Annotated in this window: 13 protein-coding genes; 2 read left to right on the top strand and 11 right to left on the bottom strand. The window is 61.9% G+C overall.

The features are described 5' to 3' along the window. Positions 1-2 precede the first annotated feature (2 nt). The 3 genes from BMZ35_RS16900 to scpA form a co-directional block, all read right to left on the bottom strand. Positions 3-482 (bottom strand): GNAT family N-acetyltransferase, encoded by a 480-nt coding sequence (locus BMZ35_RS16900; protein WP_093095386.1) that lies wholly within the window; start codon positions 480-482, stop codon positions 3-5. Next, the gene (locus tag BMZ35_RS16895) at positions 479-1,084 is read right to left on the bottom strand and encodes a VOC family protein (RefSeq protein ID WP_093095383.1); all 606 of its coding nucleotides are present in this window, start codon (positions 1,082-1,084) and stop codon (positions 479-481) included. Before BMZ35_RS16895 ends, BMZ35_RS16900 begins: the two co-directional genes overlap by 4 nt. A 199-nt stretch (positions 1,085-1,283) precedes the next feature. After that, positions 1,284-3,410 (bottom strand): methylmalonyl-CoA mutase, encoded by a 2,127-nt coding sequence (scpA, locus tag BMZ35_RS16890; protein ID WP_093095571.1) that lies wholly within the window; start codon positions 3,408-3,410, stop codon positions 1,284-1,286. Between the two features lie 157 nt (positions 3,411-3,567). Here scpA and BMZ35_RS16885 point away from each other — a divergent pair, with 157 nt between their 5' ends. After that, the gene (locus tag BMZ35_RS16885; RefSeq protein ID WP_093095380.1) at positions 3,568-4,029 is read left to right on the top strand and encodes a DUF4174 domain-containing protein; all 462 of its coding nucleotides are present in this window, start codon (positions 3,568-3,570) and stop codon (positions 4,027-4,029) included. A gap of 87 nt (positions 4,030-4,116) precedes the next feature. Here BMZ35_RS16885 and BMZ35_RS16880 read toward each other — a convergent pair whose 3' ends face one another. From BMZ35_RS16880 to BMZ35_RS16850, 8 genes are all read right to left on the bottom strand, one after another. Beyond that, positions 4,117-6,165: an acetyl-CoA carboxylase biotin carboxylase subunit gene (locus BMZ35_RS16880; RefSeq protein ID WP_093095377.1), complete on the bottom strand. Its 2,049-nt coding sequence runs from the start codon at positions 6,163-6,165 to the stop codon at positions 4,117-4,119. 138 nt (positions 6,166-6,303) lie between these two features. After that, positions 6,304-6,510 carry a hypothetical protein gene (locus BMZ35_RS16875; protein WP_093095373.1) on the bottom strand — a complete coding sequence of 69 codons (207 nt, stop codon included), beginning with the start codon at positions 6,508-6,510 and terminating at the stop codon, positions 6,304-6,306. Positions 6,511-6,787: 277 nt separating this feature from the next. Beyond that, on the bottom strand, positions 6,788-7,147 hold the full coding sequence (locus tag BMZ35_RS16870; RefSeq protein WP_093095368.1) for a hypothetical protein: 360 nt from the start codon (positions 7,145-7,147) through the stop codon (positions 6,788-6,790). Positions 7,148-7,234: 87 nt separating this feature from the next. Beyond that, positions 7,235-7,381: a hypothetical protein gene (locus BMZ35_RS20990; RefSeq protein WP_165610109.1), complete on the bottom strand. Its 147-nt coding sequence runs from the start codon at positions 7,379-7,381 to the stop codon at positions 7,235-7,237. Between the two features lie 202 nt (positions 7,382-7,583). Then, positions 7,584-7,997, bottom strand: coding sequence for a DUF6497 family protein (locus BMZ35_RS16865; protein WP_278247159.1), 414 nt, complete (start codon positions 7,995-7,997; stop codon positions 7,584-7,586). A 77-nt stretch (positions 7,998-8,074) separates the two neighbouring features. Then, on the bottom strand, positions 8,075-8,428 hold the full coding sequence (locus tag BMZ35_RS16860; RefSeq protein WP_093095361.1) for a hypothetical protein: 354 nt from the start codon (positions 8,426-8,428) through the stop codon (positions 8,075-8,077). After that, positions 8,425-8,826, bottom strand: a complete 402-nt coding sequence (locus tag BMZ35_RS16855; protein WP_093095358.1) for a cupin domain-containing protein — start codon at positions 8,824-8,826, stop codon at positions 8,425-8,427. The genes BMZ35_RS16860 and BMZ35_RS16855 overlap by 4 nt, the downstream gene beginning before the upstream one ends. A 91-nt stretch (positions 8,827-8,917) precedes the next feature. Continuing rightward, the gene (locus BMZ35_RS16850) at positions 8,918-10,450 is read right to left on the bottom strand and encodes an acyl-CoA carboxylase subunit beta (protein WP_093095356.1); all 1,533 of its coding nucleotides are present in this window, start codon (positions 10,448-10,450) and stop codon (positions 8,918-8,920) included. Positions 10,451-10,629: 179 nt separating this feature from the next. On the opposite strand from BMZ35_RS16850, the gene BMZ35_RS16845 reads away from it, so the two are divergent. Beyond that, positions 10,630-11,844 (top strand): multidrug effflux MFS transporter, encoded by a 1,215-nt coding sequence (locus BMZ35_RS16845; RefSeq protein ID WP_093095353.1) that lies wholly within the window; start codon positions 10,630-10,632, stop codon positions 11,842-11,844. Positions 11,845-11,857: the final 13 nt, after the last annotated feature.

Here is an 11,857-nt window from a genome sequence, read left to right as displayed (position 1 = left end):
CATCACAGCATTTTTTGCATCAAGATCAAATCCATCCAGCGGCCGAACTTGCGCCCCACCTCGGGCATCCGCCCGACATGCCGAAATTCCATGGCCTCGTGAAAGGCGATTCCCGCCGCGTTCTCCCCGGATATCCCGGCCACCAGGACATGTGCCCCCTCCCGGCGCGCGCCCTCTTCCGCCGCCGCCATCAACGCGCGGCCCACGCCCCGCCCGCGGGCCACCGCGTCCAGGTGCACCGTGTGTTCGAAACTGTGGGCATACCCCACACCGCCGCGAAACTGTGACCAGGTCGCAAACCCGGCCACGACGCCCTCCACTTCGGCCACGATCCAGGCCTGCGGACGCGCCGCTATCATCCCCGCGACTTCCTCCACCGGCTTCTCGACACTGTTGAACGTGCTCACACCGTCCCGGATCTCCCGGTTCCAGATCCGCGCAATCGCCATCGCATCCCCCGGCTCCGCCTGACGCAGCTTCATGCCAGCACCCTGACCCCGTGTGGCGTGTCGAACGCGGCGCGCAACGCGCTTTCGCCCTCCACGAACACCACCCGCGCATCGTCCAGAGCCACCGCTGCCCGCAACGACGCCGCCTGTGGATGCGCCACCTCAAGACGCCGCAAGGAACAGCCCGACGGCGCCAGAAGCTCTGCCGGTGTCACTGCCACATCCCATTGAATCAACGCCGGAAAACAATTGTCAAACGGCAACACACCGCTCCCGGGCACCGCCATCCGCCAGCGCAGATCGCCCCGCCTCAACGCCACCGGCACCCCGGCATCCACATCCAGCCCCGCCAGCGCCGCATCCATATCCGTCACCCGGCAGATCCAGTTCTGCAACCGCGGCCCGCCGGAAAACCGGTCGAGATCAAACCACCGCGCCTGCCCCGGCTTTTCCGCCTCCGGATCAATCGCAATCGCCTCAAGGTACAACCCGCCCCCGAGGCCCAAAAGCCGATTATAGGTGCCAAAATGATCATGCTTGCCACCGGGCAGCATCTCCACCCCCAACGCCTCTTCAATATGCGCCACCGCCGCGTCCAGCGTCTCCCCGGCCACCGCCAGATGATCCAATTCCATGCGCGCCTCCCTCACGTTACCTGCCCGCATAAAACGCCTTCCCTGACCAAGTTGAAAGCCCTTTCACAAACAGGAAAAGGCGCCGCCCTTTCGGACCGCGCCTCTCTCTTCATTTTGCCGGAAATACTCTGCGGGGGTCCGGGGGTGCAAAACCCCCGGCTATCCTGCGGGTCCGGGGGGGCAACCCCCCCGGCAGCCCTTACCCGCGCGCTTGGCGGATCAGCTTCAGAATATCCTGCGCGGCTTCCGGAATATTGGTGCCGGGGCCAAAGATCGCCTTCACACCCGCCTTCTGCAGGAATTCGTAATCCTGCTGCGGGATCACCCCGCCACAGATCACGATGATATCACCCGCGTCTTTCGCCTTGAGCGCCTCGATCAACTGCGGTGCCAGCGTCTTGTGCCCGGCGGCCTGGGACGAGATCCCGACGACATGCACGTCGTTGTCCACCGCGTCCTGCGCCGCTTCGTCCGGGGTCTGGAACAGCGGGCCCACATCCACGTCAAAGCCGATATCGGCAAAGGCTGTCGCGATCACCTTGGCACCACGGTCATGTCCGTCCTGCCCCATCTTCACGACCAGCATCCGCGGACGGCGCCCCTCGTCGTTGGCAAAGTCCTCGACCGATTTCTGGATCGCGGCAAAGCCCTCGTCGCCCTCGTAGGCGGCGCCATACACTCCGGCCAGCGTCTTGACCTCGGCGCGGTGACGACCGAATTCCTTTTCCATAGCCATGCTGATTTCCCCAACAGATGCCCGTGCGCGCGCTGCCTCCACAGCGGCGGCGAGCAGATTGCCTCCCTCTTTCGCAACCCGCGTCAGCTCGTTCAGCGCGGCCTCGCAGGCCGCGTTGTCACGTGTCGCGCGGATTTTCTCGAGACGGGCAATCTGGCTCTCACGTACGGCCACGTTGTCCACGTCCAGAATGTCGATCGGGTCTTCCTTGTCCTTGCGGTACTTGTTGACCCCGACGATCACCTCGTCGCCCTTGTCGATCATCGCCTGACGGGTTGCGGCCGATTCCTCGATCCGCAGCTTGGGCATGCCCGAGGCCACGGCCTTGGTCATGCCACCCATTTCCTCGACCTCTTCCATCAGCGCCCAGGCTTTCTGGATCAGCTCGTCGGTCAGCGCTTCAACGTAATAGGAGCCCGCCAGCGGATCGACCACGTTGGTCACACCGGTCTCTTCCTGCAGGATGAGCTGGGTGTTGCGCGCAATCCGGGCCGAGAAATCGGTGGGCAGCGCGATGGCTTCGTCAAGCGCGTTGGTGTGCAAGCTTTGAGTCCCGCCCAGAACCGCCGACATCGCCTCGTACGCAGTGCGGATCACGTTGTTATAGGGGTCCTGCTCCTGCAAGCTCACGCCCGAGGTCTGGCAGTGGGTGCGCAGCATTTTCGAACGCTCGGATTTCGCACCGAACTCGGTCATGATGCGGTGCCAGAGCGTACGCGCCGCACGCAGCTTGGCCGCTTCCATGAAGAAGTTCATGCCAATCGCAAAGAAGAACGACAGGCGGCCTGCGAACTTGTCGACATCCATGCCCGCATTCATAGCCGCGCGCACATATTCGCGCCCGTCCGCCAGCGTATAGGCCAGCTCCTGCACAAGGTTCGCGCCCGCTTCCTGCATGTGGTAGCCGGAAATCGAGATCGAGTTGAATTTCGGCATCTCGTTGCTGGTGTACTCGATGATGTCCGAAATGATCCGCATCGACGGTTCGGGCGGGTAGATATAGGTGTTGCGGACCATGAACTCTTTCAGGATGTCGTTCTGAATGGTCCCGGCCAGAAGCGCCTTGTCATGGCCCTGTTCTTCACCGGCCACGATATAGTTGGCAAGGATCGGGATCACCGCGCCGTTCATGGTCATCGACACCGACACCTTGTCGAGCGGAATGCCGTCGAACAGGATTTTCATGTCCTCGATCGAGTCGATCGCCACACCGGCCTTGCCGACATCCCCCACCACGCGCGGGTGGTCGCTGTCATAGCCACGGTGCGTCGCCAAGTCGAAGGCCACCGACACGCCCTGTTGACCCGCAGCAAGGTTGCGACGGTAAAAGGCGTTGGATTCCTCGGCGGTCGAAAAGCCCGCATATTGACGGATCGTCCACGGACGCCCGGCATACATCGTCGCCTTGGGGCCGCGCGTGAAGGGGCCAAAGCCCGGCAGGCTGCCCATGTGGTCCAGCCCGTCGGTATCTTCCTCGGTATAGAGCGGCTTGACGTCGATGCCTTCCAGCGTCTTCCAGGTCAGATCGTCCAGCGGGCGCCCGCGCAGTTCCTTCTCGGCCAGTTCGGCCCATTTCTTGGTATCGGTCATATCCAATTCCTCGTCCATGTCTCACGCGGCCCCGCCCGAGCGGGCGCCGGCCATTTTTCCTCCGCCGGGTCAGGCGGACATAAAATTCCCGTGGCTTTCCAATTTGCCTGTCGCAAATCGGGCGCCACCCCATATATTGGACTGAGCAGGAGAGATCATGACCCACCGCTTAGCCCTTGTTCTATCTGTCTTTCTGGCCGCTCCCGCTGCCATTGCACAGGCCGCCGAGACCGATGCGCAAGCGTCGGAAGACGCACTTTTCCAGAATGGCGAAACCGCCACGCTGGAAGAATTCCGCTGGATCAAACGCCCGTTGGTGATTTTTGCCGACACCGACCGCGATCCGCGTTTTGCCCAGCAGATGGAGTTGTTGAATGCGCTTCCCGACGAGCTTGCCGAACGCGATGTCGTGGTGCTCTCCGACACCAATCCGGGCGCAAAATCGGCATTGCGCGAAGCGCTGCGCCCGCGCGGCTTCATGCTGGTGCTGATTGGCAAGGACGGCAATCCGTACCTGCGCAAACCCTTCCCTTGGGACGTGCGCGCCATCTCTGCCTCGATCGACAAGATGCCGCTGCGGCAACAGGAAATCCGCGACAGCCACCGCCCGTCCCGCTGAGACGGGACATGCGCGGCGCACAAGGCTCCCCCGCCCCGGATATGATCCGGGGCTTCGTGCCATATGTGTCGCCGCGCAGACATCGCCTTATTCGAACTCCATGATCACGTCGTCCACGGCAAGGCTGTCGCCCGCTGCGGCGTTGATCTTGGAGACGACACCGGTCTTCTCGGCGCGCAGGATGTTTTCCATCTTCATGGCTTCCACCGTGCACAGCGCCTGACCTTCCTGCACTTCCTGCCCAACTTCCACGTTGACCTTCACGATCAGACCCGGCATCGGGCACAAGAGCAGCTTGGAAGTATCGGGCGCCACCTTCTCCGGCATCAGCTTGGCAAGCTCGGCCTGACGCGGCGTGCGGACATGCACAGCCAGATCGGCCCCACGCGAGCGGATCCGGAACCCGCCCGAGATCTTGCCAACCTTGAGCACCAGAAGCTCCTTGCCAACCTTCACTTCGGCCAGCTGATCGCCCGGCGTCCAATCGCTCGTCACGCGCAGCTTGTCGCCATCGGCAAATTTGACGGTCGAGCCCTTCTTGTCGGCCTTGATCTTGACCGGGAACTCTTCGCCCTGCAGCGTTACAACCCATTTCGTGCCAACGCGGCGCTCGTGGTTGTCCATGCGGCCCGAGACCCGGGTGCGCCGAATTTCCGCCACGCGATGCATCGCCGCGGTGGCCGCCGCGATCTTCTTGAGCGTGTCGCTCGGCAGGGTCACGCCCTCGAACCCTTCGGGATATTCTTCCTCGATAAAGGCCGTGGTCATGTCGCCGCTGATGAACTTCGGATGGTCCATCACCGCGCTCACGAAGGGCAGGTTGTGACCAATGCCTTCCAGCTCGAACCCGTCGAGCGCGTTGCGCATTGCTTCGATCGCCTCGTCACGGGTCGGCGCCCATGTGCAAAGCTTGGCGATCATCGGGTCGTAATACATGCTGATCTCGCCGCCTTCATAGACGCCGGTATCGTTGCGCACGGCATAATCCTTGCCCTCGATCGCCTTGTCGGCCCATTTGCCATTGTCCTGCATCGGACCGGCAGCCACTTCGGCGGGCGGGCGATAGCGGGTCAGGCGGCCAATCGACGGCAGGAAGTTGCGATAGGGGTCTTCGGCGTATACGCGGTTTTCAATCGCCCAGCCGTTGATGCCCACATCGTCCTGCGTGATGCTCAGCGGCTCGCCGGCCGCGACGCGGATCATCTGCTCGACAAGGTCGACACCAGTGATCAGCTCGGTCACGGGGTGTTCCACCTGCAGACGGGTGTTCATTTCAAGGAAGTAGAAGTTCTTGTCGCCATCGACGATGAATTCCACCGTCCCGGCGCTGGCATAGCCCACCGCCTTGGCCAGCGCGACCGACTGCTCGCCCATCGCCTTGCGGGTGCCTTCGTCAAGGAAGGGGCTCGGGGCCTCTTCCACAACCTTCTGGTTCCGGCGCTGGATCGAGCATTCGCGCTCGTTCAGATAGATGCCGTTGCCATGCGCGTCGCAGAGAACCTGAATTTCGATGTGGCGCGGCTGGGTGACGAATTTCTCAATGAAAATCCGGTCGTCACCAAAACTGTTCGCGGCTTCGTTCTTGGACGACTGGAACCCCTCGCGCGCTTCCTGGTCGTTCCACGCGATCCGCATCCCCTTACCACCGCCACCGGCGGAGGCCTTGATCATCACCGGATAACCGATCTCGTTCGAGATCTTCACGGCCTCGTCCGCGTCCTCGATCAGGCCCATGTAACCGGGCACGGTCGACACGTTCGCGTCCTGTGCGATCTTCTTCGAGGTGATCTTGTCGCCCATGGCTTCGATCGCGCCCTTGGGGGGGCCGACAAAGGCCACGCCTTCGGCCTCAAGCGCCTCGGCGAATTTCGAGTTTTCCGACAGGAAGCCGTAACCCGGGTGCACCGCCTGCGCGCCAGTCTGACGGATCGCATCCATCACCTTGTCGATGACGATATAGGACTGGTTCGCCGGGGGCGGGCCGATATGCACGGCCTCATCGGCCATCTGCACATGCAGCGCCTGCTTGTCGGCATCCGAATAGATGGCCACGGTCTTGATGCCCATCTTGCGGGCGGTCTTGATCACCCGGCAGGCAATCTCGCCACGGTTGGCAATCAGGATCTTGTCGAACATGTCATGTCCCTTCTGGTTCTTGTCCCGCGCGACACGGTCGCGCCGGAATTGGCAACAAAAAAGCCACCTGCGCCCGACAGGGCACAGATGGCGTGTTCATTTTCGATCAGCCCAAACCGGGCCGAGGAATTCAGTCGATCAGCACTTGCCAGGGTTTTCCTTGCAATAGATGACGTTTGCGGCGCTCCCGACAAGCGCACCCGCAGCGACGCTGCCCCCGACAACGGCTGACGTGGCCGCACCGGCGCCCGCACCGATGAGCGCCTGCTCACCGAATGTGTCTCCACAGCCCGCCAGCCCAATAGCGGCCACGCCGGCAAGAGCGAATTTCCAAATTTTTGACATTTGCCTGTTTCCTCTGATCGGCCGGGCATTCCTCCCGACATTCTGACCGCGTTATACGCCACGGCTTGACTAGAAAAAACGGGTGATCCCGCAGGGACGCCACAGGACCACCCGAAAGGGGAAGGGTAACGGAATACACTGTTACAGGAGCGGACCCGAACAAGCCCGTGCTCCACATGGTCCATATTGGCATGGTTTCTTGTCATCTCAACGGCTTGCGTCGAGAGATTTTGACCTTGGGCCGCTTTCTGCCCATTCTGCGCGCGGATCGGCAAGATCATGCCCACCCCCCATCGATCGCATCCGGGAACGAGGCCCGCGCCACGTCCACGTCGATCACCAGCAGCGCTTCGTAATCCTCGGGGTCGAAATTGTCGGGGTCCACCGGTTTCACTTCGCGCCCGAAAAGCCAGCTCAGCCGCCCGGCATCAAGGTTGCCCCGCTCAAACGGCTGGTCCCCGAAATGATCCCACAACGCGGTCATGAACCCGGCATCCGCGCGCCGGTCGGCCGGACGGCGGTCCTTGAACCGTTCGCGCCGGGTGATCGGCGTGGCGCCCTTGGGGTTGGCGCGGCGAATGACAAACTGGAAATCCGTACCCGGAAGACGACCCGGAAAGCCCTTGTGCTTGATCATGCCGCGCTCCTCCGGATGACAGGAGCGTTCTGGCTCAGGGCTGGGCGGACAGGCCCGAGGGCCTGCCCGAATCGCTTGGCGCCAAGCTTACTTGTACTTGCCGGTGTAAACCGGTTCCTGCGAGATCGGCTCGGGGTCGACCACGACATATTCTTCAACCTGTGCGGTGTCTGCACAGGCTGCGACAAGTGCAACAAGGCCAAGGGCCAGGAATGCTTTGATGCTCTTTGACATCTGTTTCTCCAGTTCTTGTTTTCATTGGAAACAGGGCCATTCGACCCTGCCTGCCCCACGATCGCCCACGGGCGACGTGACCGGAGAATAGTGGATTCTACTGCAAAAAGATACGGATAGGGCGCCAAGCTAATGTGATGTGGCCGCAAAGCCGCAATCGCGTCCCTGCCTGCATTCCTTTGCGCAAGATATTGTGGTGTCATCAGAAACCCTCCCAGATACAGGTGCCATCTTGCACCGTGAAGGCTTCGAAATATTGCGTCGCGAGCGTGTCCATGACGCCGAATTCCGTTTCCCGGTCGGCCATCGAAATGACGACCTGATCCACCGTTTCGCCTTGCGTGGTCAGATACGGCACCGCAACGCCAATGCACAGGTGGAAAAAATCGTCTTCGATCTCGGCGAACTCGACCCCCTGCCGGATCAGCGGCATGATATAACGGAACCGCGCCACCCGCAGCTTGTCATCTCGGGTCTCAAGCAGGATTTCCTGAAGGTGAATCTCGTTGCCGGAGGGCACGGCCGGTGTCTCCTCCAAAACCCCGGCCGCGGCCGCGCCACAAAGGGCCCCTCCAAACGCGGCGAATCTCGCTACTGCGCCCACAGTATGGCACATCCGGCGCGGAAAATCCGCTGCCGTATGGGGGCGGGACTTAATATTCCCGCCGAACAAATTCCATGCAGCCCACCGGGTCATGACTGCCCCCCTGACCGGCGCGCATAACGGATCCACCGCGACCGCCGTTCGGGGTGCTCAAGCACGTCCCGGATCATGTTTTCCACGTATTCCCGGCTGAACGCTCCGGCGATCTCGCCCCCGGCGGTGATATGCAGCTGACCTGCCTCGCGGCGCACCTGCACCACGGGCGAAAACCCACGCAGCCCCTGGAGCGCGCGCCACATGTCCTGCCGGACCTGGTGCGCGATGCGCAGCCGCCCGGCATCGGGCAACTCGGTGCGCGCCGCCACATCCAGCCGCGCGCGGTTGCGCCGCGCCAGCGTCAGGGTCTCCCCCTCGCTAAGGATATGCCAGCCCGTCCGGCTCATTCCGGTGCGTCCTCGTCATTGGTGGCAAATTCCGCCGGGCTGATGATCTCGATCAGCTCCATGTCATCGGAATGACGGCACTCGCGATGCCTGATCCCCGGCGGTTGCAACACACAGGACCCGGCGCGCAGCATGTGCTCGCCCTGCCCTTCGTATTCGAACACGACCCAGCCCTTGGTCACATAGACCATCTGGAAGTCGAGCTCATGGGAATGCCACGCGCCCGGGCTTTCCATCCCCGGCACGGCCCGGATCACATGCGCGCCGAACTTGCCCTTGGTGGCGGATTGGATGCCAAGGTCGCGATACTCAAAGAACGCCCGCAGCCCCTCGCCCACGAAGGGCGAGTCATCGGCGTGCGAGACGCTGAAGGCTTGGTTGTTCCAGAGCTGTGTCATGGCATCCTCCGTCGGGTGGGTCTGCTACCCACCCTTTCAATGGGTCCGGTGGGTTACAAACCCACCCGACCTTGCGTGTTCAACGCTCCGCTCAGAGCGGAATGTTGTCGTGCTTCTTCCACGGGTTCTTGACCGACTTGTTGCGCAAGCTGGCAAAGGCCCGGGCCACCCGTTTACGCGTGCCGCGCGGCTGGATCACCTCGTCGATAAAGCCCCGCTCTGCGGCCACGAAGGGCGTCGCAAACCGGTCTTCGTAATCGGCGGTGTGCTTGGCGATCTTCTCGGCATCGCCCAAATCGGCACGATGGATGATCTCGGTTGCGCCCTTGGCGCCCATCACCGCGATTTCCGCCGTCGGCCATGCATAGTTGAAGTCACCGCGCAGGTGCTTGGACGCCATCACGTCATAGGCGCCGCCATAGGCCTTGCGGGTGATCACGGTCACTTTCGGCACCGTCGCTTCGCCATAGGCAAAGAGCAGCTTCGCACCGTGCTTGATCACGCCGCCATATTCCTGAGAGGTCCCCGGCAGGAAGCCCGGCACGTCAACCAGCGTCAGGATCGGGATTTCAAACGCATCACAGAAGCGCACGAACCGGGCGGCCTTGCGCGACGAGTCAATGTCGAGACAGCCTGCCAGCACCATCGGCTGGTTGGCCACGACACCCACGGTCTGCCCTTCAAGGCGGACAAAGCCGGTGATGATATTCTTGGCGTAATCTTCCTGGATCTCGTAGAAATCGCCCTCGTCCGCCAGCTTCACGATCAGCTCTTTCATGTCGTAGGGCGTGTTGGGGTTCTCGGGCACCAGCGTGTCCAGCGAATCTTCGATCCGGCCCGGCTCGTCAAAGAACGGGCGGACGGGCGGCTTTTCACGGTTGTTCAGCGGCAGGAAGTCGACAAGGCGGCGCACTTCGGCAAGCGCCTCGACGTCGTTTTCGAACGCGCCATCCGCGACCGAGGATTTCTTGGTGTGAGTCGACGCCCCGCCCAGTTCCTCTGCGGTCACCACTTCGTTGGTCACGGTCTTCACAACATCCGGGCCGGTCACGAACATATAGGACGTGTCCTTCACCATGAAGATGAAGTCGGTCATCGCCGGGCTGTACACCGCACCACCGGCACAGGGGCCCATGATCACGCTGATCTGCGGCACCACGCCCGAAGCCATGATGTTGCGCTGGAACACTTCGGCATACCCGGCAAGCGAGGCCACGCCTTCCTGGATACGGGCACCGCCCGAGTCATTGAGACCAATCACAGGCGCGCCGTTCTGTACGGCCATGTCCATGATCTTGCAGATCTTTTCCGCGTGGGTTTCCGACAGCGACCCGCCGAACACGGTAAAGTCCTGGCTGAACACGTAAACCATGCGGCCATTGATCGTGCCCCAGCCGGTGATCACACCGTCGCCTGCGGGCTTGTCCTTTTCCATTCCGAAATCGGTGCAGCGGTGCGTCTTGAACATGTCGAACTCTTCAAACGAGTCCTCGTCCAGAAGCAGTTCGATCCGCTCGCGTGCGGTCAGCTTGCCCTTGGCGTGCTGACTGTCGATCCGGCGCTGTCCGCCGCCCAGCCGGGCCACTTCCCGGCGTTCTTCCAGTTGCTGGAGAATATCTTTCATGGCATGTCCCCTATGATTTGAAAGAGACCATAGCCGCAGCGACCCTCCATACAAAGCTTAATTCGGCAAATTTGCAAAGTATGGAAAATCTTTTGACTGAATATTGCAAAACAGCAAAAACTACACAAATCAAATACCAATGATGGACAACGCGGCGTCCAGCACTTACCTCTGAACTCATGAGTTCAAAACCGCGCGGTCAGTTCCTCGACCGCTCCACGCCACCGAACATTTTCACGCTGATCCTGCTGGCCGGGATTTCGGCGCTGAGCATGAACATCTTCTTGCCCAGCCTGCCCAGCATGACGGCGCATTTTGACACGGAATACAGCGTCATGCAGCTTTCCGTGGCGGTCTATCTCGGCGTGAATGCCGTGTTGCAGATCCTTGTCGGGCCGATCTCGGACAAACTCGGGCGCCGCCCGGTGATTCTTGGCGGCATGGTGCTGTTTCTGCTCGCCACCTTGGGCTGCATCTTCGCCCCCAATGTCACCCTGTTTCTGACCTTCCGCATGATGCAGGCCGCGGTGGTGGTGGCCATGGTGCTGAGCCGCGCCGTGGTGCGCGACATGGTTCCGGCAGACGAAGCCGCCTCGATGATCGGTTATGTGACCATGGGCATGACCATCGTGCCGATGCTTGGCCCGGTCTTTGGCGGATTGCTGGATCAGGCTTTTGGCTGGCAGGCCAGCTTCTGGCTGCTGTTCGCGGTGGGCCTGCTGATTCTCGTGCTCACCTGGGCGGATCTTGGCGAAACCAAGCAAAGCAGCGGCCTCTCGCTTGCCAAACAGTTCCGCGAATACCCCGAGCTGCTCACCAGCCCGCGCTTCTGGGGCTATTCGCTGGCCAGCGGTCTGAGTTCGGGGGCCTTCTTTGCCTATCTCGGCGGGGCGCCCTTTGTAGCCACCAATATCTACGGGTTGTCCCCCGCCCTGATGGGGCTTTATTTCGGCGCCCCGGCCGTGGGCTATTTCATCGGCAACTTCCTGTCCGGGCGCTACTCGGTCCGCTTCGGAATCAATCGCATGGTGGTCGCGGGCTGCGCCATTGCCGCCGCCGGGATCGGCGTTCTGATCCTGATCGTCTTTGGCGGCGCCGGAAGCGCCGAACTGTTCTTTGGCATGATGACATTTGTCGGCCTTGGCAACGGGCTGACCATCCCCAACGCCACCTCCGGCGCGCTCTCCGTGCGCCCGCATCTTGCGGGCACCGCATCGGGCCTGTCCGGCTCGATCATGATCGGCGGCGGCGCGGGGCTGTCGGCGCTGGCCGGGGCCCTCCTTGTACCCGGTTCCGGCCCGCTCCCGCTCTTGTGGATCATGTTCGCCACCAGTTTTGCAGGCTTCCTGACCATCCTCGCCGTGATCCGCCGCGAACGCCGCCTGCACCTTTGACGGCCAACGCTTT

The sequence above is a fragment of the Shimia aestuarii genome (assembly GCF_900114635.1).
GTDB lineage: Bacteria > Pseudomonadota > Alphaproteobacteria > Rhodobacterales > Rhodobacteraceae > Shimia > Shimia aestuarii.
Note: the sequence above shows the minus strand (reverse complement) of the source record. Positions and strands in the feature narration are given on the sequence as shown.

Bases quoted from the DNA above. Each gene is read 5' to 3' on its own strand.
- BMZ35_RS16900 (WP_093095386.1), bottom strand. From the start codon at position 482: ATGAAGCTGCGTCAGGCGGAGCCGGGGGATGCGATGGCGATTGCGCGG.
- BMZ35_RS16895 (WP_093095383.1), bottom strand. From the start codon at position 1,084: ATGGAATTGGATCATCTGGCGGTGGCCGGGGAGACGCTGGACGCGGCG.
- scpA (WP_093095571.1), bottom strand. From the start codon at position 3,410: ATGACCGATACCAAGAAATGGGCCGAACTGGCCGAGAAGGAACTGCGC.
- BMZ35_RS16885 (WP_093095380.1), top strand. From the start codon at position 3,568: ATGACCCACCGCTTAGCCCTTGTTCTATCTGTCTTTCTGGCCGCTCCC.
- BMZ35_RS16880 (WP_093095377.1), bottom strand. From the start codon at position 6,165: ATGTTCGACAAGATCCTGATTGCCAACCGTGGCGAGATTGCCTGCCGG.
- BMZ35_RS16875 (WP_093095373.1), bottom strand. From the start codon at position 6,510: ATGTCAAAAATTTGGAAATTCGCTCTTGCCGGCGTGGCCGCTATTGGG.
- BMZ35_RS16870 (WP_093095368.1), bottom strand. From the start codon at position 7,147: ATGATCAAGCACAAGGGCTTTCCGGGTCGTCTTCCGGGTACGGATTTC.
- BMZ35_RS20990 (WP_165610109.1), bottom strand. From the start codon at position 7,381: ATGTCAAAGAGCATCAAAGCATTCCTGGCCCTTGGCCTTGTTGCACTT.
- BMZ35_RS16865 (WP_278247159.1), bottom strand. From the start codon at position 7,997: ATGTGCCATACTGTGGGCGCAGTAGCGAGATTCGCCGCGTTTGGAGGG.
- BMZ35_RS16860 (WP_093095361.1), bottom strand. From the start codon at position 8,428: ATGAGCCGGACGGGCTGGCATATCCTTAGCGAGGGGGAGACCCTGACG.
- BMZ35_RS16855 (WP_093095358.1), bottom strand. From the start codon at position 8,826: ATGACACAGCTCTGGAACAACCAAGCCTTCAGCGTCTCGCACGCCGAT.
- BMZ35_RS16850 (WP_093095356.1), bottom strand. From the start codon at position 10,450: ATGAAAGATATTCTCCAGCAACTGGAAGAACGCCGGGAAGTGGCCCGG.
- BMZ35_RS16845 (WP_093095353.1), top strand. From the start codon at position 10,630: ATGAGTTCAAAACCGCGCGGTCAGTTCCTCGACCGCTCCACGCCACCG.